Raw genomic sequence first — 24,777 nt, 5'->3', positions numbered from 1 at the left:
ACCTTTCCGTTCGCCCGGGCAGTCACAGGGGTTCGTACCCCGCGGGCAGGTCGCGCCCGCCTTCGTCGGCTGCCCGGTCGGACCGATCGCCGGACGCCGGTGCGGCGTCGGCGCGATCCTCGGTGGTGGGGTGGGGATCGGTTCCCGCGCCGGGCCGGGGTTCCGCGCTGCCGTCCACCGGACAGCCATCGCCGGGTCTCGTCGCGTTCACCGGCGAAGTATCGGGGCGCACACGCTCGGTTCGCGATTGGGCGGATGACCTAATCTCGCGGACCGCGCTTGCTTAGTCCACGCCTTGGTTCAGTCCGCCGTCGCCGGGGTGATGCCGGCCTGGGTGGCGCTCACGGCCAGCGCCGTGCGCGAGGAGACGCGGTGTTTGCGCATCGCGGAGTTCAGCTGGGCCGCCACGGTTTTCGGGGAGCGGGACAGGGCCTGGGCGATCTCCGGGGTGGTGAGACCGGTCAGCAGGAGGCGCACGACTTCCAGCTCGCGCGGGGACAGCTGGTCGCCGTAGCCGCGACGGCCGCCGCGCCAGACGGGGGGCGCGGGGAGCTGGGCGCGGATCCGGGAGGCGAGGGCGGAGGCGCCCAGGGCGACGCAGTCGGCGAGCACCGATTCCAGCTGCTCCACCGCGGCGGCGCGAGAACCGCCGGCCGGCAGGCACGCTGCTGCGCGCTCGCGGGCGAGCAGGGCGTCGTACGGGCGCGGCAGAGCGGCCCACGCGGCGGCGGCGTCGGCCCACTCGCGCGCGGCGCCGGCGTGGTCGCCCGTGGCCTCCGTGAGCAGCGCCCGGCAGCAGTGGATCGCGCCCGTCCCGCCGGGGTGACCGGCGGCGAACTCGGCCACCAGCGCCGAGGCCTCGGCGACCCGGCCGGCCGCGAGCAGCGCCTCCACCCGCACCGGCGCCAGTTCGGCCGCCCACAGCCAGATCTGCTTGCGCACCACCACGGCCATCGGTTCCTCGGTGACCGCCAGCGCCCGCTCCGGGCGGCCGGCCGCCAGGTGCAGCCGGGCCAGCGCCGCCGCCGGTTCGAGCGGCATGTCGACAATCCCGCGTTGCCGGGCGGCGTCGAGCACCAGCGTGAGCTTGCGCTCGACCTCGGCCTCGCCGCCGGGCTCGGTGGCCGACTGCAGCAGCGCGCCCACCAACGTCGTGTCCAGCTGGATCAGCGGTTCCTCCGCGAGGTCCGCGAACTCGGCGACCCGGGCGGCCAGCCCGGTCCACGCGCCGGTCAGCCAGTCGAGCCGGATCAGCGTGGCGAGCCCCATGTCGCGCAACCGCTGCAACCCCTGCTGCTCGGCCAGCTCGACGGACCGGGTCAGCTTGGCGCGCGCGTCGGCGTAGCGGCCCCACTGCAGCGCGGCGTCGCCGTAGTTGAGCAGGCCGCGGGTGATCTGCAGCGGGTCGTGGGCGTCGTCCGCAGGCAGGGTGTCCGCGACCGCCCAGCCGGCTTCGTCGCCCATCTCGAGCAACGCCGTCGCGCGGTCGACGGTGAACGACAGCCGCTCGCCCTCCGGCACGGCCGAGCGCACGACGGCGTCGGCGCGGTCGAGCCATTCGCGGTGCGCCTGGAGGGGCCACGACGCTCCGGCGGGCCGGCCGAGCACCGACATCGCCTGCGCCGCGGCGGCCGGGTTGTCCGCCAGATCGGGGATCGCCCTGGCGATTTCGGCGGCACCCTCGGCGTAGTCGCCGGCGTGCATCAGCAACCGGCCCAGCTGGCTGCGGATCTCCGCGCTCTCGCGCCGGTCGAGCACGGCGCTGTCGAGCACCCCGCGCACCGTCCGCACGAGATCGACCCGGCCGAGATAGCCGGTGAACGCGAACAGCGGCGTCTTGCGCGTGAGCCGCGCCACGGCCGTCGGCGGCAGCGCGGGCGAGGCGAGCAGGCCGTGCAGAAAGGACACGGCGGTGTGGTGGTCGCCGGACGCGAGCGCGAGATCCGCCGCGCGTTCCGCGTACTCGCACCACTTCTCCGTCTCGCCGGCTTCGCGGAAGTGGTGCGCCAGCACGGCGACCGGCGCCGGATCCCAAGCGGACAGCGCCTTGCCCGAACGCCGGTGCAGCTCGCGGCGTTCGCGCCCGCCGATGCCGTCGTACACGGCCTTCGCCGCCAGCAGGTGCCGGAAGCCGAGGCGCCCGCGGTCGTCCTCGACGAGCAGCCCGCTGCGCGCCGCCTCGTCGATCGCGACGCCCGCCCGCGTGGCCGGCAGCCCGCAGACCTCGACGACGTCGCGCTCGGCCGCGGGGGTCGCGAGCACCGCGCACGCCCGCAGCACCGCCTGGGCGTCGGTGGTGAGCCGCACGAGCCGTTCGGCCAGCGCGTCGCGGATCGTCGGCGGCACCGCGATCTCGGTGAGCGAACGCCGGATCCACTCGCCGCCCTGGCGGATGAGGTCGGCGCGGTCGCGCAGCAGCCGGACGGACTCCTCGAGCGCGAACGGGATCCCGTCGGTGTGCCGGTGCAGGAACCGCGCGAACGGCTCCGACACGCGCTCGTCGCCCAGCATGGACGAGACCAGCTGCGCGGTCTGCGCCACGTCGAGCGCGCCGAGGGTGATGCGCGGGTAGCGCGAGGAAAGCCGCAGCAGCAGGCTGTCGTCGCCGACCTCGTCGGGCCGGTAGGTGAGCACCAGCCCCGGCCGCGGCTCGTGCCGGGCGGCGAGGAACAGCAGGAACTCCAACGTGGTCTCGTCGGCCCAGTGCACGTCTTCGACCACGAGCACGTCGACGCCGATCCGGTCGAGCAGCTCGGCCAGCGCGCGCAGCAGCCGGTGCCGCGCCGCGCCCGCGTCGGCCAGCGCCTCCGGGGCGGGCGGCAGGTCCCACTCCGGGAACAACGGCCGCAGCGTGCCGGCCAGCGGGCTCAGCCGCAGGCCGGCCACCCCCGGACGCGCCTGGCGCAGCGCGTCGACGATCGGGCCGAGGGTGAGCGCCTCCCGCAGCGGTGGGCAGCGCGCGACGAGGACGCCGGGCTCCGGCAGCAGCTCCCGCACGAGCCGGCTCTTGCCGATGCCCGCCTCGCCCGAGACCAGCACCACGCCCGGCGGCGACGCGAGCGCGGCGGCCAGGCGGGTGAGCTCGTCGTCGCGGCCGATGAGCCGGGGCGTGCCGACCGCGGGGAGATCACGCCCGTCCGCTGCCACGCCTGCCCCCGCTCGCCTCGCCGATCACCGCTGGATTCTCGGCACGTCGGCCCCGCGCGGGCAAGCGATCCGGACCGTGATTCACACTGCTGTCACACGTTTCCGACAAAAACCGACACGACGAGGGCAAGTGGCGCAGGCGGCGTCGGCCGATCGGCGCAACCGTCCGAAGTGGACCGCTCAGGACGAGGGCGCGATCTCCGCGGAGTCGCTGAGCCGCAGCTTGCGCCGCGCCCGCTGGAAGAACGTGGTGCGGCCCAGCCGCACGACGCGGGCCGCGCTCGGGCGGGCGCACAGTTCGATGCACTCGCCGGGCTGCACGTAGCCCTCGACGATCCCGTCGACCTCCACCGCCAGCCGGCCGCTGTTGGGCAGCACCTCGAGCGCCAGCGTGTCGTCGACCGAGAGCACCACGCCGCGGCCGTACGCGGAGTGCGGCGCGGCCGGCGTGACCAGCAGCGCCTCCACGGCGGGGCTCGTGATCGGGCCGCCGGCGGAGAAGCTGTAGGCCGTGGAACCGGTGGGCGTCGCGACGATGACCGCGTCGGCCGCGTAGCTCACGAACTGCTCCTCGTTCACCCGCACCGCGACCAGCGCCGAGCCGTCGCCGGGCACGCGGACCACGGCGACGTCGTTGAACGCCGTCACCGTCCGGCCGCCGATCACCGCGTCGACCGCCAGGCGCGGCTCGACGGTGAACTCGTGCGCGTCGATCATGGACAACGCACCGGGCAGGTCGGGCACGTCGACTTCGGCGAGGAAGCCGAGCTTGCCGAGGTTCACGCCGAGCACCGGGGCGCGCTGCCCGTCGGCCAGGCGCATGGCGCGCAGCATGGTGCCGTCGCCGCCGAGGCTCACCAGCAGGTCGGACTGGGTGGCGAGCTCTTCCGCCGACACCCCCACCGCCTTGCAGTCCAGGCGCACGATCTCCTCGGCGATGCCGAGGATCTTGATGCCGCGGTTCGCGGCCCACCCGAGGACGGCCTCGACCGCCGGGGCGGAGTCCCGCTTGGGGTGCAGGACCAGACCGGCGGAGTGCATGTCAGCGCTCCCGCTGGTCGAGCGGCACCGCGGATCCGGGAAGCACTGGCTGTTCGGGAAGCATGGGCCAAGTCTGCCCGGATCCGACGGCTTTGGCGAGCCCCGCCTAAGCTGGGCGTTCGTGATCGAGAGTGCGCGCGGCGCGGCCGCCAACTGGGCGGGAAACCTCACCTACGGCGCCCGCGAGGTGCTGACCCCGCGGACGCTCGACGAGGCCCGCGAGCTCGTCGCCTCCGCGACGAGGATCAAGGCGCTCGGCAGCCGCCACAGCTTCAACGACGTGGCCGACAGCCCCGGTGGCGTGCAGCTGGATCTTTCCGGTGTGTCCGGTTCGCCGTCGCTGGACGCCCGCGGCGCCACCGTGACCGTGGGCGGTTCGGTCCGCTACGGCGACCTCGTGGCCCAGCTCGACGAAGCCGGCTTCGCCCTGGAGAACCTCGCGTCACTGCCGCACATCACGGTGGCCGGCAGCGTCGCCACCGGTACCCACGGCTCGGGCGAACGCCACCCCGGCCTGGCCGCGGCCGTCTCCGCGCTGGAGTTGCTGACCGCCGACGGCTCACTGCGGACGTTCACCCGGGGCGACGCGGACTTCGCCGGGGTGGTCGTCGGCGTCGGCGCCCTCGGCGTGGTGACCCGGCTGACGCTCGACCTGGTCCCGTCGTTCACCGTGCGCCAGGACGTGTTCGACGACCTGCCGTGGGCCGCCGCCGTCGAGCACTTCGACGAGGTCCAGGCCGCGGGCTACAGCGTCAGCCTGTTCACGAACTGGGCCCGCGACGCCGTCGACCAGGTCTGGCTGAAAAACCGCGGGCCGGCCGAGGCCCCGGGCGCGCTGCCCGCCGACGTCCCTGCGTCACTGTTCGGCGCCGCCCCCGCCGACGGTCCCCGCCACCCCGCCCACGCCGCGGGCGTCCCGGCCGGCAACACCACCGCCCAGCTCGGCGCCCCCGGCCCCTGGTACGACCGCCTCCCCCACTTCCGCCTCGGCTTCACCCCGAGCGTCGGCGCCGAGCTGCAGACCGAGTACTTCGTGCCGCGCGCCGCCGCCCCCGCCGCCTTCGAGGCGCTGCGCGGCATCGGCCACCGCATCGCCCCGCTGCTCCTGGTGTCCGAAATCCGCACCATCGCCGGCGACGACCTCTGGCTCAGCCCCTCGTCGGCCCGTGACAGCGTGGCGCTCCACTTCACCTGGCTCCCCCGCCAACCCGAGGTCGAGGCCCTCCTGCCCACCATCGAAGCCACCCTCGCCCCCTTCGCCCCGCGGCCCCACTGGGGCAAGCTCTTCCACGGCGAGGCCCTCGACCTGGCCTATCCGCGGCTGGCGGACTTCCGCGCCCTGGCTGAGCGCCTGGACCCCACCGGGAAGTTCCGCAACCCGTTCCTGGACCGGCACGTCTTCGCCGACTGACGCTCGGTTCAGCGCACCCATCCCCGGCGTTCTCCTGATCACAGTCGGCAGCCTCAATAGAAGGCGTGTGCAACTATTGCCAGCGACGGTAGTTGTCCACGCTTCAAGAGGAGATCCCATGCCGCTCGCCCTGCTCGCGCTGGCCATCGGCGCGTTCGGCATCGGCACGACGGAGTTCGTGATCGCCGGGTTGCTGCCCGAGGTGGCCGCCGACTTCGGGGTGTCCATCCCGGCCGCGGGGTGGCTGATCACCGGCTACGCGCTGGGGGTGGCGGCCGGGGCGTTGCCCATGACCGCGCTCGGCACGCGGATGCGGCGCAAGCACCTGCTGCTCCTGCTGATGGGGGTGTTCATCGTCGGCAACGCGTTGTCGGCGGTGGCGCCGAGTTACGGCGTGCTGCTGGCCGGCCGGATCGTCGCGGCGTTGACGCACGGGGCCTTCTTCGGGGTCGGCGCGGTGGTGGCCGCGGACCAGGTCAAGCCGGAGAAGAAGGCCAGCGCCATCGCGCTCATGTTCACCGGGCTGACGCTGGCCAACGTGCTCGGCGTGCCGCTGGGCACGTTCATCGGGCAGGGCCTGGGCTGGCGCGCGACGTTCTGGGTCGTCGCCGGCCTCGGCGTGCTGGGGCTGGCCGGAGTGGCGGCGCTGGTGCCGGACACCCCGCGGCCCGAGAACACGAGCATCAAGACGGAGTTCGCCGTGTTCCGCCACGCGCGGGTGTGGCTGGCCGTCGGCACGACGATCCTGGGCTTCGGGGGCGTTTTCGCGAGCTTCACCTACATCGCGCCCATGATGACGGAGGTCGCCGGTCTCCCGAGCGGCGCGGTGAGCTGGCTGCTGGTGCTGTTCGGCGTCGGGCTTGTGCTGGGCAACCTCGTCGGCGGCAAGTTCGCCGACCGCGCCCTGATGCCCACGCTCTACACCGTGCTCGTCGCGCTGGCGGTGGTGCTCGCGGCGTTCGCCTTCACCGCCCACGCGGCCGTGCCCGCGATCGTCACGCTGTTCCTGCTGGGCGGCTTCGGCTTCGCGACGGTGCCGCCGTTGCAGATGCGGATGCTGGCCAGCGCCCAAGCCGCGCCGACCGTCGCGTCCGCCGTGAACATCGGCGCGTTCAACCTCGGCAACGCGCTGGCCGCCTGGCTCGGCGGCGTCGTCATCGCCGCGGGGTACGGCTACGCGTCGACCAACTGGGTCGGCGCCGCCATGACGGTCGCCGCCCTCGCGCTGGCCGTCGTCTCGGGCCGACTGGACCGAGCCGGCACGAAAGCACTCGTGCACTGACCACAGTGGACACCGCGGGCCCGGCACCCGCGCCGGGCCCGCGGCTTCACCGTCACACCAGCTTGCGCAACCGCGGCAGGATCTCAGTGCCGTAGGCCTTCAGGAACCGCTCCTGGTCCGGCCCGGGGGCGTGGAACACCAGGTGTGTGAACCCCAGGTCGAGGTACCGCTTGATCGCCGCCACGTGCTCGTCCGGGTCGGACGACACGATGAACCGGCTCGCGGCCCGCTCGATCGGCAGCGCGTCGGCCAGCCGCTGCATCTCGACCGGGTCCTCGACGCCCGTCTTCTCCTCCGGCTTCAACGCCAGCGCGCCCCAGAACCGCGTGTCCTGCAACGCGCGGTCGGCGTCCGCGTCGAACGAGACCTTGACCTCGATCATCATGTCCACGTCGCCGACCGCCCGGCCCGACTGCTCGACACCTTCGCGCACGGCGGGCAGCAACGTGTCCGTGTACAGCGACGGCGCCTTGCCGCTCGTGGTGATGAACCCGTCACCACGCCGGCCCGCGAGCCGGGTGGCCGCCGGGCCGGAGCCCGCGATGTAGAGCGGCACCGGCACCTCCGGGCGGTCGTACACCGTGGCCTTCTCCGTGCGGTAGTGCGCGCCCTCGAAGTCCACGCGCTCCTCCGTCCACAGGCGGCGGATGAGCTCGATCGCCTCCTTCAGCCGCGCGAACCGCACCTTCGGCTCCGGCCACTCGATGCCGAGCGGCGCCTCGTTCATCGACTCGCCCGAGCCGATGCCCAGCACCACGCGGCCCGGGAACAGGCACCCGAGCGTGGCGAACGCCTGCGCGACCACCGCCGGGTGGTAGCGGAACGTCGGCGTCAGCACGCTCGTGCCGAGCACCACCCGCTCCGTCGCCGAACCGAGCGCGCCCAGCCACGGCAGCGCGGCCGGCGCGTGGCCGCCGTCGTGGCGCCACGGCTGCAGGTGGTCGCTCACGAACACCGAGTCGAACCCGTTCTCCTCGGCCAGCACGCCGTAGCGCAACAGCTCCGCCGGCGCGAACTGCTCCGCCGATGCCTTGTACCCGAACCTCACCACTGGACTCGTCCCTTCTCAGACGCCCGCGTTCACCTTGCCGATGATCTCCGACCCGAGCAGCTCGATCTGATCGAACCACCGATCGAACTTGAACCGGAAGTCGAACACCAGGTGCTCCACCCCGGTCGCGGCGAAGCGGTCGATTTCCTCCAGAGCATCCTCCGGTGTCCCGACGATGAGCTGCCCTGAGAGATCCTTCACGGTCTCGAACTTGCCCGACGGCGGCTTCACCGCGAACTTCGCCTTGTTCGCCCAGGCCAGCAGGCCCGGGACGTTCACGTGCTTCACCGCCTCCTCGTACGTGCGCTCGATCGACGTGGGCGGGATCACGGCCACGGTCGGCATCGTGCGCCCGGCCGTCTCCGACAGCTCCCGCATCGTCGTCACGCGCTTGTCCAGCGTCGCCATCGAGATCCGGCCCGGCATCCAGCCGTCGCAGAACTCCACCGCGAGCCGCGCCGAACGCGGGGTGGCGCCGCAATACCAGAACGGTACCCGCCCGCCCAGCGGCTTCGGCTCGATCGTGATGTCGCTGAACGAGAAGTTCGCGTCCGAGTAGGTCACGTCGTTCTCGGTGAACACGCGCTTGAAAATCTCGGCGTTGGAGCGCACGAGCTCCACCCGGTCGCGCTCGCCCCACTCGATGGCCTCGAACTCGTGGTCGAACGTCCCGGCCCCGAACCCGAGGATCACGCGCGGGCCGAACAGCTGCGTCATCGTGCCCGTCATCAGGGCCGTGACCAGCGGGTGCCGGAACGGGATCAGCGAACCCGTGCCCAGCTCGATGCGCTCGGTCACGGCGCCGATGGCCGTGAGCGTGGTCAGCGCGTCGTAGAACGTGCGGTTGGGCTTCTCCATCTCGCCGTGCGGCTCGAACACCAGGTGGTCACGCACCCAGACCGAGTCGAACCCGGCCTTCTCGGCCATGATCGCGCCCTGGAGCACGTTGTCGCGCGAGGCGTGCTCGCCGAAATGCGGGAGCAGCAGTCCGAACTTCATGCGTTCTGCACCTTTCCTGACACCGCCTGCTTGCCGTGCCCGGCCTCGCCGGTCACCTTGCCGTCCGCGAACACCTCGGTGCCGCGCACGTAGGTCTGCTCGATACCGGCCGTGAGCTGCCGGCCGTCGTACGGGGTCCAGCCGATTTTCGAGAGCACGCCCTCGTTCGTGATCGTCCACGGCGCGTCGAGGTCCGCGATCACGAAGTCCGCGTCGCAGCCCGGGGTCAGCGCGCCCTTCACACCCTGCAGGCCGAACTTCGCGGCCGGCGCGCCGGCGACGAGCTCCACCGCGCGGTCGAGCGTGAGCAGGCCCTTGTTCACCGCGTCGAGCGCGAGCGGGTAGAAGTACTGGATGCCCGGCGTGCCCGTGTGGGAGCTCCACATCTGCGTCCAGCCGATCTCCTTCTCCTCGCGCGTGTGCGGCGCGTGGTCGGAGGAGAACATGTCGATCGTGCCGTCGCGCAGGCCTTCCCACACGGCTTCGCGCCCGTCGTCGGGCACCCAGTAGGACAGCGCGTACGGGCCGAGCTTCTCGACATCGTCCCAAGTGGACAGGAACGGAAGCCAGTGGTTGACCTCGCAGGTCACGTCCACGCCGTGCTCCCGGGCCCGCCGCACGGCCTCGACCGACCGGCGCGTCTGGATGTGCGCGAGGTGCACCTTGCAGCCCGACGCCTCGGCCAGGCGCAGCACGACCTCGATGGCGGTGTCCCAGATGACGCCATTGCGCGCGGCGTAGGCCGACGCGTACCCCTGCGGCGTGTTTTCCCCGCGCGCCAGGTATTCGCCCTCGATGTAGTCCATCAGCGACTGGTCGTGCGGGTGGATGATGAAGCGCTTACCCGTCTTGGCGATGGTGTCCATCATGCGCAGCAGGTCGCCGTGCCCGTGCATGCCGGTGCCGGCCGGGTGCGGGTAGGTGCGGCCGGTGTCCACGACCATGTAGATCTTGTAGGCGTTCACGCCCATCGCGGCCATCGGCGCGATCTCGTCGGGCTGCGTGGCCGCCGGGTTGTGGTTCCAGTCCACGATGGACTTCTCGGCGTAGAGGTCGAACACCTCGCGCAGCGTCTTCGCGGTGGTGGTCGGCGGGTTCAGGTTCGGCATCCCGAAGATCGTGGTGACGCCGCCCGCGGCCGCCTGCAGAGAAGTGGTGTAGATGTCTTCCTTGTGCTCGAACCCGGGCTCACGGGTGTGCACGTGGACGTCGACCATGCCGGGCAGCACCAGCTTCCCGGTGGCGTCGACGGTGCGGCCGACGTCGGCGACCTCGACGGAGCCGGACACGACCCCGACGACCTTGCCCTCGTTCACCAGCAGGTCGCCGTCCACGGCGCCGCCGGGCAGCTGCACCCGGCCGCCGCTCACGCGCAGATCGATGCTCATGCCTTCACCTCCACTACGGCCGGGTGTCCGCCCGGCCGGCTCGAACGCACGACCACATCGGCCGGGCGGAGATACTCCTCGAACCACGCGACGATGCGGGGCGTCGTCGCGGTCCAGTACTTGTCGTAGGCGGCGTAATGGCTCGTGTGCCGCTGCATGATCAGTTCCTTCGGCCCGCGCGCGGCCTCGTAGATCCGCTCCGCGTGGTCGGTGGGCGTGGTGGCGTCGTTCTCCACGCCGATCACGAGCAGCGGTGTGTCGAGCGTCGCCGCCGCCTCGGCCGGGCGGTAGGCGATGATCTCCTCCGCCGCGGCCAGGCGCACCTGCTTCGGCACGCGTCCGTCCACATCGGACTTCACGCTCGTGGCCCGGCGCTCCGAGGTCGGCACCATGATCTCTTCACGCGGGTTCACGAGCTTGCCGGCGCCGTGCAGCGTCCGCTCGCGCCGGTCGGCGTCCAGCTCCGCCAGGAAGTCGAGCCACTGGTACTCGCTGCGCATGCGGTGCAGCCAGTCGCCGCCGTCGGCCACGGGCAGCTGGCTCACCGCCGCCCGCACCCGCGGGTCGACGGCCGCGAGCAGCACCGCGTTGCCGCCGCCCGTGCCGCCGCTGCCGAACACCCCGATCGAGTCGGGCAGCACGTCGGGCCGCGCCTCGGCGTAGGTGACGGCGCTGCGCAGGTCGGCCAGCTGCCGCGCCGGCGACAGCAGCTCCGGATCGCCCTCGGAGTCGCCGAAGCCGCGGTAGTCGAACACCAGCACGGCGAACCCGGCGTCGGTGAGCGCCTGGTGGTAGCGCACGTAGAGCTTCGCGTCCTTCAGGCCCATCCAGCCCGGGCCCTGCACGACGACGCGGTAGGGCCCGTCGCCCTCGTCGGGGGTGCGCCAGAGCCCGCTGATGCGTTCGCCGTCGCTGAACCAGGAGACCTCGTCAGTTCTCATGCCGTTTCCGTTCACTCCTGCCCGCCGGTTTCCGGGCAGGGGGTACCTGCCCGGCGATTCGGCCGGGTTTGCGGACAACGCGGTATTCGATTGAGGGAAAGGGATTCGGTTACGCGGGGAATTCGCTGTCGGGTTCGCGATCGCTTTCGCCGGAAAGGATCTTGGCGACGCCTTCGCTCACTTCGCGGAGGTGATCGTGCAGCGCCGCTTCGGCCTTCTCGACGTCACCGCGCTCGACGTGGTCGACCAGCGTGGTGTGCCGCCCGTGGTGGCTGCGGCTGCCCGACACCCGCCAGCCGAGCAGGTACCGCCCGACACTGCTGCGCAGGTCCTCGATCAGCTCCACCAGCCGCGGGTTGCGCTCGGCGTCGTAGAGCTCCCGGTAGAACCGCACGCGGACGTCGAGGAAGCCTTCGCCCTCCTCCTCGGAGTCGAGCAGCTCCGCGTTGCGGCGCAGGCTCGCGATCCGGTCCGCGGTCATGGTCTTCATCGACTTGCGCAGCGCGTGGGTCTCGAGCAGGTCGCGCAGCTCGTAGATCTCCACGAGCTGCTCGGCCGTCAGCGTCTTGACCACCGCGCCGCGGCGCGGGTGGAACTCCACGAGCCCCTCGGCGTCGAGCCGCAGCAGCGCGGCCCGCACCGGGAGCCGGGACACCCCGATCGCGGTGGCCAGCGCCTCCTGCCGGAGGTGCTCCCCGGGGGCGAACGCCCCGGAGAGCAGCGCCTGGCGCAGGACCTCGTAGACCATGTCGCCGATCGAACGGTAGCCGCTCGACAACCGCGACACGACCTCGTCGAAGCTGGCGCGGCCGGTGATCGCGGACCCCTCCGGGGCGCCGCCTCCCGTACCGCCGCCGGCTCCACCGGACTGACGCTGAGCCATCGTGACCTAGCCTCCCCTCGACCGGCGTGCACCGGCCGTCAAGCGGTTACCATTCGTCGTTAATATCCGGCCAATCGTATCCTGGATCCATTATCGGACCGACCCCGGCGAGTCCTTTCCCGCGGGAGCTTTTCACCGGATCTTTCCGTTGCGGATCAGGTGATCAGCCGAGCTTCATGGCCGCCGTCGCCTTGTCCCACGTGGCGGTGTCGACCCACACGGACGTCGCCGGTGCCTTGGTGATCGCGCCGACCTTGTTCGCCAGATCCTCCTGGACCTTCGCCGAGGCCTCGGAGTAGGCGTCCTTCGAAGCGGGGAACGTGTCCGCCGCCTTGAGGGCGTCGTAGGTGCTCGACGCTTCCTTCTCGTCCGCCTTGGCGTAGGCGACCGCGGCCTTGACCCACTGGTCCTTGTCCGTGTTGAAGATCTGCGCCGCCTTGATCCACGCCTGGTCGATCGCCACGGCCAGCGCGCCGTGGCTCGCCAGCCACTGCGGTGAGGTCGCGAGGAACGAGTCCGCGAGCTCAGGCGCGGTCTTCGACATCGTCACGAGGTCGTGGAAGCCGGCCGAGGTCAGCTTCGACACGTCGGTGGCGTGCGCGAACGTCGCGTCGATGTGGTGGGTGAGCATGGCGCTCACGCGCACCGACGCGCCACCGGCCACGGTCGTGGTGACCGCCTTGGGGTCGATGTTGTTCTTCGCCAGCAGGTCGGCGAACATCAGCGCCTCGACGCCGTGGACGTTCGAGGTGCCGTAGACGTGACCGGGCAGGTCCTTCATCGAGGTCAGCGAAGGGGCGCCGATGAAGTGGTAGTCCAGCCGCGGCTGGCTCGGCCCGAAGATCTTCAGGCCCGAGTTGATCGACGACGAGACGGCGAGCGTGCCGATGTCGGCGTCGCCGGCGAGCAGCACCCGGATGGCGGCGGGGTCGCCGGTCTGGTTCACGATCGACGCGTCGGCGCCCCAGCTCTTGAGGACCTGCGCCATGAGCGCGATCTTGGTGTCCTCGATGGCGGGGGCGGCACCGGTGACGATCCGGATGGTGGTGCCCTTGAGGTTCGGCGTGCCGTCGGCCGAGGTCGGCAGCTTGTCACCGGTGCCGGTGGCCGCGTCGCCGGAGCCGCACGCGGCCGTGAGCGACACGGTGAGCGCGGCGATCGCGCCGACGACGAGCGCCGTGCGGCGCCGCCGCGAAGAGGGAGCGGACATCGCGGACCCTCCTTTCTGGACTGGATCTGACGGTGGGGTGGGGGTTGGGAGTGCGGTTCGAGCAGGAACTTCAGTGCAGTGACTTCAGTGCGGTGACTTCACTGCGGGTACTTCAGTGCAGGCCGAGCACGATGCCCAGCACGTGGTCACGCAGCTTCGCCACCTCGGGATCGCCGAGCAGCTCCGCGTGCGTGCGCGGTTTGGGGAACGGGACCTCGACGACATCGCGGACCGAGCCGGGCGAGGTACCCATCACCACGATGCGGTCGGAGAAGAACACGGCCTCGTCGACGTCGTGCGTCACGAGCACCGTGGTCGCGCCGATGCCTTCGATGATCGTGGCGATGTCCTGCTGCAGCCGGCGCCGGGTGAAGGCGTCGAGCGCGGACAGGGGTTCGTCCATGAACAGCACGTCGGGGTCGCAGGCCAGGGCCCGGGCCAGGCCCGCGCGCTGCTGCATGCCACCCGAGAGCGCCGACGGGTAGTAGCCCGCGAAGTCCTGCAGGCTCGTCATCTCGAGCTTCGCGGCGATCGCGGCGTCGACCTCTTCGGGCGGGAGCTCCTTGGCCTTCAAGGCGAAGGCCATGTTCTCGCGCACGGTCTTCCACGGCAGCAGCGCCGGCTCCTGGAACACGAACCCGATCGACCCCGGCACGCCCTGCACGGGGTTGCCGTTGATGCGGATCTGGCCGTCGTCGACCGGGATGAGCCCGGACATCATCCGCAGCAGCGTGGTCTTGCCGCAGCCCGACGCGCCGATCAGCGAGATGAACTCGCCCTGGCGGATGTCGAAGTGCACGTCGGAGACGGCGAGGAAGCTCTCGGCCTTGCGGCCCGGGCGCTGGTAGCGCTTGGACACGTGCTCGATCTCGATGCACGCCGTGGGTGCGCTCATGGCGGACCTTTCCTAGACGATGCCGGGTTCAGACGCGGGTGTGGGCCGAGCCGGTGGACGACCACGGGGCGAGCTTGCGGCGCAGGACCTCGAGGACGATCGTCCCGATCACGCCGACGATCGAGGAGCTGATGATCGAGGCGAGCAGCGGCGCGGTCTGGAACGAGTCGCCGTAGTTCTGGATCAGCCCGCCGAGACCCTTGAGGCTGATGTCCATCTCGCCGATGATCACACCGATCAGGGCCTTGGCCAGTGCGATGCGCAGGCCGGCGAAGATGTAGGGCACGGCGTTGGGCATCGCGACGTGGCGGACCACCGACCACTCCCCCGCCCGGTAGACCTTCGCCATGTCGAGCAGGATCGCCGGGGTGTTGCGGGTGCCTTCGGCCGTGTTGATGATGATCGACCACACCGCGAGCAGGAAGGTGATCGTGACCTCGGAGGTGAACCCGATGCCCGTCCAGATCACCACGAGCGGCGTGAGCGCGATCAGCGGCGTCGCCTGGAAGAAGCTGACGTAGGGGTTGAGCACGCGCGACACGGTTTCGCGCCGGCCCATCCACACGCCCACCGCGATGCCGACCACGGCCGAGAGCCCGAAGCCCGCGGCGAGCACCTCCATGGCCCGCAGGAAGGCCGCGCCGAGCTCACCGTTGCCGATGATGTCCACAAAGGACGTGGCGACCGCCGACGGAGTGGCCAGCAGGATCGGGTTGACCTGCGCGCCGAAGATCTGCCACACGCCCAGGAACACCACGACCGACGCGACGGGCAGCACCCGGCGGCGGACCTTCGCGTTCCACGGGATCCGGAACTTCCTGGGTGGTGCGGCCGGCGGTCCGGCCCGGTCCGGGGCCGAACTGGCCAAGCTCGTGTCTTCGGTGAGGGACACCGTGACCTCCTCCGGTTGTCAGTTGGAGCCTGGATCCATTCGACATCAAGGTCAAGCAGTCCGGCCGTGAACTGTTCTGTTCGGGGATGACGTACCTGTGCAGCGTGGATTCGTACACTGTGGACACGAGAAGTGCGCACAACGACTGCCACCGGCCGGTTTTCGCGGCCGACGGGGTTCTGTCCAGTGTGGAGCTGTCCGGTGTGGTCAGGCGGCGAGCACGCCGGCGCGGCGGCCGAGGTGCACGTAGTGGTCCCAGAGCTTGCCGGGGCGGTGCCCGCCGCGGTCGTAGCTCTCGGCGACCTGCACGATCTCTTCGGGCGTGAGCGGCAGCGGGGTGCCGAGCTGGCGCGCGAGGAGGAGCGTGCGGGCGTTCTCCTCGAGGTCGAGGCAGTCCATCAGCAGTTCCTGGATGCGGTTCGCGACCACGACCGTGCCGTGCGAGCGCAGCAGGCACGCGCCGGCGTCGCCGAGTGTCTTCGCCACGGCGTCACCCTGCTCGCGCGAGCGGATGTGCGTGGGATCGGGGTGCACGGCCAGGCCGTCGGGGAACTTGTAGGCGAAGTGGCGCATGGGCAGGAACGGGTGGTCGACCATGGTGAAGGTGGTCGACAGCGTGGGGTGGCCGTGGCAGATGAAGTCCACGTCGGGCCGCGCGCGGTAGACGCCGGTGTGGATGGCCGTCTCGGCCGGCGGCGGGAGCTCGCCCTCGACGAGGTTGCCGTCCAGGTCCACGACCAGCAGGTCTTCGGGGCGCAGCGCGGCCCGGCTCGCGTCGCGCGGCTGGATGAAGATGCGGTCGTCGGTGCCCGGGACCCGCGCGGAGAGGTGCCCGCTGTAGTCGAGGACACCTTTGAACACGAGCAGACTGGTGCAGGTGACGAGATCGGCCCGTACTCGGTCGGCGTCGGCCTGGGAATCGATCATGAAAGCCCTTCCTCTCGGATTGGCGATTGGATCCAGGATAAAGGAAACACTTTCACAGCGGAAGTATCTCCAGGTCGCGAACCGGCCACGGAGTTGCGGCCGGCGCGCGGGGTGGGGCTGTTGTTGCGGGAAGGTTAGGCCTCCGCGCCGCCCGGCGCCATCATCTCAGGTAACGCTTCCGATTTTCCCGATCGAGTCCTGGCGCGACAGACGTCAACAGGGGACACGGCCACCGGGACCACGCACGGTGACCGACGTGGGCCCGATGGCCGCGAAGTGATCTTTGTGGACAGTGCCGCTCAGGTGGTGCGCGCGAACTCGCCGATCAGCCGGGCGAGCTCGGCCGGCCGATCGAGCGGCAGCAGGGTGTAGCTGTCGTCCACTTCGGACAGTTGCGACTTGGGCAGCAGTTCCGCCAGCCGCCGCCCGTGCTCCGGTGGCATGACGCGGTCCTCGCTCGCCCACACGACCAGCGCGGGCCGGTCGAACTCCGGCAGGTGCGCCGCGGCGTCGACGAGGATCCCGGGCTCGGCCGCCGCGGCCCGCAGCACGCGAACGGTGTCGCGGCGGATCGCCGGTTGCTCCAGCAGCGGCCGCAGCCACCGGACCACGGCGGCGTCGCCGCGTTTCGTCAGCCACCCGAACGAGATCGGCAAGCGGCGCAAGGCTTTCAGCCGCATCTGCTGCAGGAAAGCGCCGAACAGCCCGGGCGACAACCGGCCCGTGAGGAACAGCGTCTTCCCCGTCAGCCCCGGCGGGAAGTTGTCGAACGCGTCGCACGACGCGAGCACCACCCGCCGCACCCGGCCGGCGTCCCCGGCCATCAGCAGCTGCACGAGCGCCCCGCCGGTGTCCACGCCGACCAGCGTCACCTCACGAAGATCCAAGCGCGCCAGGAACTCCCCGGCCAGCCGCGCAAGCGCCGGCATCGACAGGTCGGCGTCGAGCGGCATCGCCTTGCGGTGCGCCCCGAGCGGCAACGTCGGCGCGACGCACCGGAACTCGCCCGCGAGGTCCGCGATCGTCTCCGCCCACAGCGACGAGTCCATCAGCAACCCGTGCAGGAACACCAGAACGGGCCCGTCGCCGCCCGAGTCCTCGTACTCGACGGTCCCGGCGGACAGCTCGATCTCGGTCATGCGCCCGCCTCTCCCTTGGACGGACCGTGCTCCCCGAACCGCGCTCGTCGACACCCCATGTGGACCTCCCGGTCGTTCGCCCCGGCAGAAGTGAACCACGTGGTTCGCAAACGCGTCCAGTGCCGCTGCCCCCGAAACCTCCCGGGCGGGTCAGTCCCCCGCGGCTTCCTCCCGCTCCAGCGCGCGCTCCAACGCCGCGAAGCCCGCGTCGGCGCCACCGGGATCGTCGCTGGTCAGGCGGTGCACGACGAACCCGCGCAACGTCGCCAGCACGAGCTCGGCCACCTCGCGTTTGCGCTGCTCGGGCCACTGCTCCGGGCAGAACGACACGAGCAGGTGCAGGTACTGGCGTGTCGAACCGCGGCCGAGGTCGGCGTAGCGGTCGGGGTCATACATGGTGAGCCCGACGGCCTGGTCGAGCACGCGGCGCAGGCCGGCCTCCTCGTCGCGCAGCGTCTGCCACGCCACGCGTACGCGGCCGGCGAGCGTGCGCTGCTCGGCGCCACGGGCCATGGCCGCGAGCGCGTTGGCGATCCGGCGGTCGCGCAACGCGAACACGGCCTGGGCGAGCAGGTCTTCCGCGCCGGCGAAGTGGTAGAGCAGCACCTTGTGCGTGGTGCCCGCCGCCCGCGCGGCGCGCCGGAGGGAGAAGTCGACGAGGCCGTTCACGGCGAGGTCGTCCGTCACACGCGCCAGCAGCTCACGCCGCCGCGCCTCCCCGCGCGGCGAGCCCGCCGACCGCCGATAGCCCGCCCGTTCCGCCGAGTCGTCGTCCACCCCGACAGCTTCCCCGATGCCGCCGGGGCGCGCAGCGACCGGCCTCCTCCTTGCCGAACGACGTGCCGAACGACTCGGCGAACGCTTTGCCGATCTACTTGGCGAACGCGGTCAGGAACCGGTCCCGGAAGGTGTCCATGCGCCACACGGGCGCGTTGGCCGCCGGGCGCATGCCGTCGGTCCAGTTCCACGACGACACCCGGTTCAGCACCGCCGGGTCCTTCGCCACGATCGTGATCGGCACCTGGTGCGTCACGCCGGCCGGCGTCACCACGGGCGGCTGGTGGTCGCCCAGGAACACCAGCACCGTGTTGTCGTTGCCGTAGGTCTGCAGGTAGGACGTCAGCGTCGCGAGGGTGTACTGGATCGCCTTGCCGTACGCGGCGCGGATGGCGTTCGGGTCCTTCCACACCTGCTCCGGGTCCTCCCCCATCGCCGGCTGCGGGTCGAAGATCGAGCCGTTGCCGACCTTGTTCCAGTCCACAAGCGACGGACGCGGCGACCACGGCGCGTGGCTGGACACGAAGTCCACCTCGGCCATCACGGGTTTGCGGTTCTGCGCGGCGAGTTCGGTGCGCTGCAGGAAGGAAAGCGTGTACTGATCGGGCATCGTGGCGTACGCGTAACCCGGGCCCTGGTACCCGACGTTGTGGAAGTCGTAGTAGTGCTGGAACCCGTAGTACTTGCCCTCCGGCCACGGCATCGTGTGGGCCGGCACGTCCTGCACCGTCGTCCAGCCCGCCTTGCCGAACGCGCGCGTGAGCGAAAGCCGGTTGCTCGCCAGGAGGTCGTTGTAGCGCTGCTGGTTGTCCACCCACGTTCCCGATTGGACGGTCGAGTGCGCGAGCCAGCTGCCGCCGCCGAAGGTCGAGGAGTCCAGGAACCCGCTCTTCGCCGCGAACCCGGCCGCCTGCAGGCTCTTCGTCTCCTGGTCGAGCTGGGCGTCGATGGCCGGCGCGATGTCGGAGCCCTCGATCGCGAAGCGGCCGTAACTCTCCACAAAGGTCAGCAGCACGTCCTTGCCCTTCAGCCCCTGCAACAGCTGGTCGCCCGGGGTGTTGGCGAAGGGGTCGTCGGCCATCTGCGCGGCGAAGTCCTGCTTGTCGTGCAGGTCGGTCCCGACCTGCCGGATGTCGTCGAAGGCGAGCGCGGCCGCGCTGCGCGACGCGATGGGCTGGCCGGGCGCGAGCTGCACCCCGAACACCGCCGCGACGATCCACACGACGCCGAGCACCGCCACCACGCGCGTCGACGCCGTGCGCCGCCCGGCGGCCAGGCGCGTCAGCCGCATCGTGGCGAGCGTCGTGAACACGACCACCGCCAGGATCAGCAGCACCACGCCCACCGCGGCGGCGATCGCCCCGGCGCCGCCGACCTCACCGCGCAGGAAGTCGAGCCCCGCGCTCACGAAGCTCCAGTCGAAGATCGGGTCGAACGGGCGCGAGAGCACCTCGTTGAACCCCATGTCCACGAGCTTCAGCACCGTGAGCACGCCGAGCACCGCGCCGACCACGCCGGCCAGCACGCGCCGCCACCGCGGCGGCAGCACGAGCGCGAGCGCCGCGACGACCAGCGCCTCCACGGGAATCCGGACGAACGCCGCGGGCGAGAGCTCCCCCAGGTTGTTGGGCGCCACCAACGCGAACAGCACGAGCAGGCACGCCAGTACCGTCAGCACCACCGCCGTCACGCGCCGCGTCCGGCTCCGCTCCGGCGGCGCGGGGTCCGGTTCCTCCACTCCGGACAGCTCGCGGTCGTCGGTGCGCGTGAAGAGTGACACGGGGTTCCTTTCCGCCCGAAACCGGCACGGCGGCCGGTGCTCCTCTTCCTTACACGGACGGAAACGCCGAGCGGTTCAGTGGGTTGCCCCGGATCACACCGAAGTGAGTCCCTCGCGGCACCGCAGCCCCGGCACGAACACGTGAACCACCGACACCCGGCCGGTGTGGTGCTCGCGGAGATAGGCCGTCAGGTCGCGCGCGGCGAGGCTGTCCAGGAGCTCGGCCAGCAGCGCCGGCGCGGTGCCGGAGAGGTTGTTCTCGCGGAACGGCACGAACTCCGCGGCCTCGGCCAGGGCCGGGCAGCGGGCGGCGGGGGTGGCGGCGCGGCGGCGCAGCAGGCCGGTCAGCGCGTCGGTCAGGGCGCAGCGCCGGCTGAACGACACCCCGGCGCCCCAGGCGGCACGGTCGCCGGCCAGGTAGGCGGGCACGCCGAGCTGGGGCGTGAGGTCGGCGACGCGCACGGGCCCGCCCGCGGCGAGCGACGCGGAGGCGAGCAGGGCGGCCAGGTCCGCGGGCAGGCCGGCCGGGTCGAGCAGCGCCGGGCGGGCGCCGGCGAGCATCGACTCGTGGGCGTTGTGGTCGAGCAGGCCGATCAGCGCGCGCACGGTCGCCTCGGCGCTGGTCGTCGCGGCGCCCCACGAGGCCGCGGCCGGGCGGGTGCCGAGGGCGTCGTAGTCCACGACGTCGCCCACGGAGTGGCGCAGCAGCAGGTGCCCGGCGCGGCCGTAGTCGGTGATCGCGAGCACGGCCGGCACGGCCGCCACCGCACCGAGGCCGCTGGGCTGCAGCCGCCGGTACGCGAGCGTGCCGACGGGCAGGTCGGTGTAGCGGGCCAGCGCGCACACGGTGTCGTCCGCGGCCAGCGGGCCCGTCGCCAGCTCCGGCGCCGGCACCGCGCGCACGTCGGCCGGGCGCAGCCAGGCGGCGCCGCCGAAGCGGCGGGTCAGCGCATCGAGCACGGCGTCGCGTTCCGCGGTTTCGCCCGCGCCGTAACCCGGCCCGGCCGAGAGCGCCACGCCGTCGCGCAGCAGATCGCAGCGCCACACGGCGGCGATCCCACCCGCCACGGGAGTCAGCTTCGCGGTCAGCCCCAGTTCGGCCACCTCGGCCAAAACGTCGTCCATCTTGTTCGCACCAGCTCGTCGTCCGGGGTTCCCTCGAGAACCCACCTGCCCCCTGCCCGCATCAAACTCGATCACCGCCGGGGAGTCGAGGACTTTCCCGCACGCGTGACCGAACGGCCACCACCGCGGGGTGCGCTGCGCGGCCACTGAACGACGACTGAACGCGCCCGGAGTAGTTGATCAGTCCATTCGCGCATGCTGGCAGCATGAACCAGACCCTGCGGACCGGAACCGTGCGTACCCTGCTGTCGGTCTCGGACGCGCTCACGCGCGCGTGCCTCGAAAGCTACTTCGACGGCAAGCCCGAAGTGGCCGTGGTCGACCGCACGCGCCCCATGGGCGCCGAGGTCTCGCTCGTGGTCACCGACCGGTTCACCCCGCGCACCCGCGACATCCTCGAACGCGTCGCCGCGACGCTCGACATCCCGTCCGTGCTGGTCATCGGCCGGCTCGACGACCTGCCGATCACCGAGCTCGCCCAGCACCGCGTGGTCACGATCCTGGACAAGACGACCAGCCGCAGCGAGGCCGTCACGCAGGCCGTGATCGACGCGGCCGGCGCGCACCCGGCGGACCCGGTCGAGCGGCTGAGCACGCAGGTGCGCCGGCTGACGCACGCCGCGGCCCGGCAGAACCGCCTCGATCGGCGCGAGACCGACATCCTGCGGTTCCTGGCCGACGGGCTGTCGGCCGGCGAGGTGGCCCACCAACTGGGTTACAGCGAGCGCACGGTGAAGAACATCATCAGCAAGATGACCGTCCGGCTCGAGCTGCGCAACCGGGCTCACGCCGTGGCGTACGCGATCCGCGAAGGCCTGATCTGACCGGTCACGAACCGGGCGACGCCACCCGGGGATCCGGTTCTCCGAGGCGCAGGCGCACCTCGTCCGCCGCGGGCATGCCGAACGTGTCGAGCACGTGGAGCGCCTCGCGCCACGCCTTCTCCGCGCCTTCCGGGTCGCCCGCCGCGCTGAGCGCGTCGCCGAGCGCCACGAGGGAGTCGGACTCGTCGGAGCGGTTCCCGAGCTCGCGGTAGTAGGTCACGGCGCGGCGCCACGCGTCGATCGCCTGGTCGAGGTGCCCGAGCGAGCCGTACGCGGTGGCCAGGGTGCTCCAGCAGTTGCCCTCGCCGTTGCGGTCGCCGATGTCCTCGTACAGCTTCATCGCGCGCAGGATCAGCGGCACGGCCTCGGCGTTGCCGCCCATCTCGCTGAGGCAGCGGCCGATGCCCTCGAGCCCGATCGCCTCGCCCTTGACGTTGCCGCTGGCCCGGTAGAGCTCGAACGCGCGCTCGTGGTGCTCCAGAGCCGCGTTGAACCGGCCCAGCTTGGCGAACACCGTGCCGAAGTTGCTGTGCACGTACGCCTGATCCGCCGCCAGACCGAGCTGCCCGAACAGTTCGGCGGTGCGGTTGAGGTGCTCGAGCGCTTCGTCGTAGCGCTCGACGAAGTGGTAGGCGCCCGCGAGGCTGCGGTGCACGTTGGCCTGCGCCACCAGGTCGCCGGTACCGGCCGCGACGCGCAACGCGAGCTCCGCCTGCATGAGCCAATCGTGGTAGAGCGCGCTGCGCTGGTAGTACGGCTGCAGGCTCAGCACCAGCTTCCACACGTTCCCGGCCAGCCGCGGCACCCCGGCGATCTGCCGGATCAGCAGCGTCAACGCGGGCAGCTCGGCCTCGAACCACTCCATCGCCTCGCCGTAGCCGCGCGCGAGGTCGGCGGTCACGCCCGGTTCGAGCACCGGCGGGTCGATCGGGAGCTGGTGCGGGTTCAGCGCGAGGTACGCGCCGTGGGTGCTGCACAGGTAGTGGTTCACCAGCCGCGCGAGGGCGTCGGCCTGCTCGTCGGCCGGGTCGGTCTGCTCACGCAGCTCCATCGCGTACGAGCGCACGAGGTCGTGGGCGAGGTAGCGGCCCGGGCGGTGCTCGCTGAGGTAGCGGATGCGCGTGAGCTCGTCGAGCAGGTCCTGCGCCTGCGGCAGCGGCACGCCGGCGAGGCTCGCGGCCGCGGCGGTCGAGAAGTCGGCGCCGCGGTGCAGCGACAGCAGCCGGAACAGCCGCGCCGCACCGGGTTCGAGCACGCGGTAGGACCAGGAGAACACCGTGCGCACGTCGCCCGCGCTGTCACCGCGGAACGCCTCCAGCGTCCCCTGCGTGGCGCGCAGCTTCGCGGTGATGTCGGCGAGCGAGAACTGCGGGTGCGTCCGGGCGCGCGCGGCGACGATCGCCAGCGCGAGCGGCAGCCGCCCGCACAGCTCGATGATCTCCTCCACCGCTTCGGGTTCGGCCGACACCTTCTCTTCGCCGAGCCGGCGCACGAGCGTCTCGCGGGCTTCCGACGACGAGAGCGTGTCGAGCGTCAGCAGGTCGGCGTCCTCGGTGGCGACCAGGGCGCTGAGGCGGTTGCGGCTGGTCACGATCACGGCCGAGCCCGCGCTGCCGGGCAGCAGCGGGCGGACCTGTTCGGAGTCGCGGACGTTGTCCAGCACCACGAGCATCTGCCGCCCGGCGAGCAGGCTGCGGTAGAGGCCGCTGCGCGCGTCGAGACCGGAGGGCGCCTGAGTGGCCTCGATGCCGAGCACGTCGAGGAACCCGCGCAGCGCGTCGGCCGGGTCCACGGTGGCGCCCGTGGGGTCGAAGCCGCGCATGTTGACATACAGCTGCCCGTCGGGGAAGCGGTGCGCGACCTGGTGCGCGAGGTGGATGGCCAGCGAGGTCTTGCCGGTGCCGGCCAGGCCGTCGATCACCGCGACGGTGACGCGCCGGCGCTCGGCGGCGCCGTCGAACAACCCGGCGAGCCGGGTCAGCTGGTCGCGGCGGCCGGTGAACGTCGGCAGGTCCGGCGGCAGCTGCGCGGGGCGCACCACGGGCCGGGCCTGTGGCGCGCGGATCTCGGGCACGTCCTCGGCCTGCTGTGCCAGCACGTCGTGCTGCATGCGGGTGAGTTCCACGCCGGGCTCGACGCCGAGCTCGTCGACCAGCCGCTTGCGGATCTCGCGGTACACCTCGAGCGCGGCGGCCCGGCGGCCGACCGAGTCGAGCGCGAGCATGAGCCGCGCGTGCACGGTCTCGTTGAAGGGATCGGCTTTCACGGCCCGCTCCAGGTGCAGCAGCAGCGGCTGCAACGGGCGGCCGGCCGCGTGCGCGACGTCGGCGGCCTCGACGACCGTGGCCAGGCCCTCCTGGTCGATGCCGGCCAGCAGCGCGCGGGCGCGTCCGGGCATCATCAGCCCCGCCGCGCACGGGCCGCGCCACAGCGCGAGGGCGGCGTTGAACTCGGCGAGCGCGTCGTCGGCGTGCTCCGCGCGGCGCGCCCGCTGCACGCGGGTGCGGAACTCGACGAGGTCGGAGGACGCGGCGTCGACCTGCAGTCCGTAACCACCGGGGTGGCGCACGAGCCAGTGGCCGGGCGAACGCGCGGGCAGGTCGGGCTCGACGAGCCGGCGGAGCGCGCCGACGTAGCGCTGGATCACGTTCACGGCGCTGGCCGGCGGCTGGTCGTCCCACAGCAGGCCCACGAGCTCGTCGACCCCGGTCGGCTGGCCGGCGCGCGCGAGCAGCACCGCCAGCAGCAGGTTCTGCGCCGGCGAGCCGATGGCGAGCTCGTGGCCACCGCGCCAGGCGCGCAGCGGTCCCAGCAGCTCGAACCGGACACCGACGGGGGCACCGGGTTCGCTCACCGGTTCCTCCCTCGTTCACCGGTTGCGGGCACGTCTCCTCTTGAGCGTAGCGCCCGCTACAGCACGGGTCCGCGAGAGCGCCCTGCGGACAGGACACCGGTCCCGCAGGTAGGACGTGGGACGATCACGGCCAGGTCACCGCCGGGCAAACAGTTCTCCTTGGTACAAAAGCGATTGTGCGTGCGGTTGTACGCCGTGTGTACGACCGCGC

The 24,777-nt window shown here is 71.8% G+C and carries 20 protein-coding genes; 3 read left to right on the top strand and 17 right to left on the bottom strand.

What is annotated here, in order from left to right:
* Nucleotides 1–22: 22 nt before the first annotated feature.
* The 3 genes from ACFY1H_RS34230 to ACFY1H_RS34220 form a co-directional block, all read right to left on the bottom strand.
* On the bottom strand, nucleotides 23–211 hold the full coding sequence (locus ACFY1H_RS34230; protein ID WP_366578011.1) for a hypothetical protein: 189 nt from the start codon (nucleotides 209–211) through the stop codon (nucleotides 23–25).
* Nucleotides 212–300: 89 nt separating this feature from the next.
* Entirely contained in the window at nucleotides 301–3,147 is a 2,847-nt protein-coding gene (locus tag ACFY1H_RS34225; protein WP_386953379.1) for an ATP-binding protein, read from the bottom strand.
* 180 nt (nucleotides 3,148–3,327) lie between these two features.
* The gene (locus ACFY1H_RS34220; protein WP_366578007.1) at nucleotides 3,328–4,188 is read right to left on the bottom strand and encodes an NAD(+)/NADH kinase; all 861 of its coding nucleotides are present in this window, start codon (nucleotides 4,186–4,188) and stop codon (nucleotides 3,328–3,330) included.
* A 121-nt stretch (nucleotides 4,189–4,309) separates the two neighbouring features.
* Here ACFY1H_RS34220 and ACFY1H_RS34215 point away from each other — a divergent pair, with 121 nt between their 5' ends.
* Nucleotides 4,310–5,599, top strand: a complete 1,290-nt coding sequence (locus ACFY1H_RS34215; RefSeq protein WP_386953376.1) for an FAD-binding protein — start codon at nucleotides 4,310–4,312, stop codon at nucleotides 5,597–5,599.
* A 118-nt stretch (nucleotides 5,600–5,717) separates the two neighbouring features.
* The gene (locus ACFY1H_RS34210) at nucleotides 5,718–6,881 is read left to right on the top strand and encodes an MFS transporter (protein WP_386953373.1); all 1,164 of its coding nucleotides are present in this window, start codon (nucleotides 5,718–5,720) and stop codon (nucleotides 6,879–6,881) included.
* 52 nt (nucleotides 6,882–6,933) lie between these two features.
* Here the strand turns inward: ACFY1H_RS34210 and fgd are convergent, their stop codons facing one another.
* The 13 genes from fgd to ACFY1H_RS34145 all read right to left on the bottom strand — a co-directional run bounded on the left by fgd (nucleotide 6,934) and on the right by ACFY1H_RS34145 (nucleotide 20,888).
* Nucleotides 6,934–7,932 carry a glucose-6-phosphate dehydrogenase (coenzyme-F420) gene (gene fgd / locus ACFY1H_RS34205; RefSeq protein ID WP_220239253.1) on the bottom strand — a complete coding sequence of 333 codons (999 nt, stop codon included), beginning with the start codon at nucleotides 7,930–7,932 and terminating at the stop codon, nucleotides 6,934–6,936.
* Nucleotides 7,933–7,947: 15 nt separating this feature from the next.
* Nucleotides 7,948–8,931: an LLM class flavin-dependent oxidoreductase gene (locus tag ACFY1H_RS34200; protein WP_386953370.1), complete on the bottom strand. Its 984-nt coding sequence runs from the start codon at nucleotides 8,929–8,931 to the stop codon at nucleotides 7,948–7,950.
* Nucleotides 8,928–10,319, bottom strand: coding sequence for a dihydroorotase family protein (locus ACFY1H_RS34195; RefSeq protein ID WP_366577999.1), 1,392 nt, complete (start codon nucleotides 10,317–10,319; stop codon nucleotides 8,928–8,930). Before ACFY1H_RS34195 ends, ACFY1H_RS34200 begins: the two co-directional genes overlap by 4 nt.
* The gene (locus tag ACFY1H_RS34190; RefSeq protein ID WP_366577997.1) at nucleotides 10,316–11,260 is read right to left on the bottom strand and encodes an alpha/beta fold hydrolase; all 945 of its coding nucleotides are present in this window, start codon (nucleotides 11,258–11,260) and stop codon (nucleotides 10,316–10,318) included. The genes ACFY1H_RS34195 and ACFY1H_RS34190 overlap by 4 nt, the downstream gene beginning before the upstream one ends.
* A gap of 109 nt (nucleotides 11,261–11,369) precedes the next feature.
* On the bottom strand, nucleotides 11,370–12,143 hold the full coding sequence (locus ACFY1H_RS34185) for a GntR family transcriptional regulator (protein WP_386953367.1): 774 nt from the start codon (nucleotides 12,141–12,143) through the stop codon (nucleotides 11,370–11,372).
* A 163-nt stretch (nucleotides 12,144–12,306) separates the two neighbouring features.
* A complete protein-coding gene (locus tag ACFY1H_RS34180) occupies nucleotides 12,307–13,353 on the bottom strand; it encodes an ABC transporter substrate-binding protein (RefSeq protein ID WP_366577993.1) in 1,047 nt (348 codons plus the stop codon).
* Between the two features lie 112 nt (nucleotides 13,354–13,465).
* Nucleotides 13,466–14,248 carry an ABC transporter ATP-binding protein gene (locus ACFY1H_RS34175; protein WP_366577991.1) on the bottom strand — a complete coding sequence of 261 codons (783 nt, stop codon included), beginning with the start codon at nucleotides 14,246–14,248 and terminating at the stop codon, nucleotides 13,466–13,468.
* Nucleotides 14,249–14,276: 28 nt separating this feature from the next.
* Nucleotides 14,277–15,140, bottom strand: a complete 864-nt coding sequence (locus ACFY1H_RS34170; RefSeq protein ID WP_366577990.1) for an ABC transporter permease — start codon at nucleotides 15,138–15,140, stop codon at nucleotides 14,277–14,279.
* A gap of 207 nt (nucleotides 15,141–15,347) precedes the next feature.
* Nucleotides 15,348–16,067, bottom strand: coding sequence for a class II aldolase/adducin family protein (locus ACFY1H_RS34165; RefSeq protein WP_366577989.1), 720 nt, complete (start codon nucleotides 16,065–16,067; stop codon nucleotides 15,348–15,350).
* A 299-nt stretch (nucleotides 16,068–16,366) separates the two neighbouring features.
* On the bottom strand, nucleotides 16,367–17,206 hold the full coding sequence (locus tag ACFY1H_RS34160) for an alpha/beta fold hydrolase (RefSeq protein WP_386953363.1): 840 nt from the start codon (nucleotides 17,204–17,206) through the stop codon (nucleotides 16,367–16,369).
* A gap of 150 nt (nucleotides 17,207–17,356) precedes the next feature.
* On the bottom strand, nucleotides 17,357–17,983 hold the full coding sequence (locus ACFY1H_RS34155) for a TetR/AcrR family transcriptional regulator (RefSeq protein WP_386953361.1): 627 nt from the start codon (nucleotides 17,981–17,983) through the stop codon (nucleotides 17,357–17,359).
* A 94-nt stretch (nucleotides 17,984–18,077) separates the two neighbouring features.
* Nucleotides 18,078–19,763, bottom strand: a complete 1,686-nt coding sequence (locus tag ACFY1H_RS34150; protein WP_366577983.1) for a sulfatase-like hydrolase/transferase — start codon at nucleotides 19,761–19,763, stop codon at nucleotides 18,078–18,080.
* 93 nt (nucleotides 19,764–19,856) lie between these two features.
* The gene (locus ACFY1H_RS34145) at nucleotides 19,857–20,888 is read right to left on the bottom strand and encodes a hypothetical protein (RefSeq protein WP_386953358.1); all 1,032 of its coding nucleotides are present in this window, start codon (nucleotides 20,886–20,888) and stop codon (nucleotides 19,857–19,859) included.
* Nucleotides 20,889–21,094: 206 nt separating this feature from the next.
* On the opposite strand from ACFY1H_RS34145, the gene ACFY1H_RS34140 reads away from it, so the two are divergent.
* On the top strand, nucleotides 21,095–21,712 hold the full coding sequence (locus ACFY1H_RS34140) for a LuxR C-terminal-related transcriptional regulator (protein WP_366577979.1): 618 nt from the start codon (nucleotides 21,095–21,097) through the stop codon (nucleotides 21,710–21,712).
* A 4-nt stretch (nucleotides 21,713–21,716) separates the two neighbouring features.
* Here ACFY1H_RS34140 and ACFY1H_RS34135 read toward each other — a convergent pair whose 3' ends face one another.
* The gene (locus ACFY1H_RS34135) at nucleotides 21,717–24,566 is read right to left on the bottom strand and encodes a tetratricopeptide repeat protein (RefSeq protein WP_386953355.1); all 2,850 of its coding nucleotides are present in this window, start codon (nucleotides 24,564–24,566) and stop codon (nucleotides 21,717–21,719) included.
* Between the last annotated feature and the right edge of the window lie 211 nt (nucleotides 24,567–24,777).

It is taken from the genome of Amycolatopsis sp. NPDC001319 (genome assembly GCF_042896185.1).
Classification (GTDB): Bacteria; Actinomycetota; Actinomycetes; order Mycobacteriales; family Pseudonocardiaceae; genus Amycolatopsis.
The sequence above is the reverse complement of the archived record's forward strand: the minus strand, read 5'-3'. Positions and strand labels throughout refer to the sequence as shown.

Bases quoted from the DNA above. Each gene is read 5' to 3' on its own strand.
- ACFY1H_RS34145 (WP_386953358.1), bottom strand. From the start codon at position 20,888: ATGGACGACGTTTTGGCCGAGGTGGCCGAACTGGGGCTGACCGCGAAG.
- ACFY1H_RS34210 (WP_386953373.1), top strand. From the start codon at position 5,718: ATGCCGCTCGCCCTGCTCGCGCTGGCCATCGGCGCGTTCGGCATCGGC.
- ACFY1H_RS34140 (WP_366577979.1), top strand. From the start codon at position 21,095: ATGAACCAGACCCTGCGGACCGGAACCGTGCGTACCCTGCTGTCGGTC.
- ACFY1H_RS34190 (WP_366577997.1), bottom strand. From the start codon at position 11,260: ATGAGAACTGACGAGGTCTCCTGGTTCAGCGACGGCGAACGCATCAGC.
- ACFY1H_RS34180 (WP_366577993.1), bottom strand. From the start codon at position 13,353: ATGTCCGCTCCCTCTTCGCGGCGGCGCCGCACGGCGCTCGTCGTCGGC.
- ACFY1H_RS34220 (WP_366578007.1), bottom strand. From the start codon at position 4,188: ATGCACTCCGCCGGTCTGGTCCTGCACCCCAAGCGGGACTCCGCCCCG.
- ACFY1H_RS34185 (WP_386953367.1), bottom strand. From the start codon at position 12,143: ATGGCTCAGCGTCAGTCCGGTGGAGCCGGCGGCGGTACGGGAGGCGGC.
- ACFY1H_RS34165 (WP_366577989.1), bottom strand. From the start codon at position 16,067: ATGATCGATTCCCAGGCCGACGCCGACCGAGTACGGGCCGATCTCGTC.
- ACFY1H_RS34195 (WP_366577999.1), bottom strand. From the start codon at position 10,319: ATGAGCATCGATCTGCGCGTGAGCGGCGGCCGGGTGCAGCTGCCCGGC.
- ACFY1H_RS34200 (WP_386953370.1), bottom strand. From the start codon at position 8,931: ATGAAGTTCGGACTGCTGCTCCCGCATTTCGGCGAGCACGCCTCGCGC.
- ACFY1H_RS34175 (WP_366577991.1), bottom strand. From the start codon at position 14,248: ATGAGCGCACCCACGGCGTGCATCGAGATCGAGCACGTGTCCAAGCGC.
- ACFY1H_RS34160 (WP_386953363.1), bottom strand. From the start codon at position 17,206: ATGACCGAGATCGAGCTGTCCGCCGGGACCGTCGAGTACGAGGACTCG.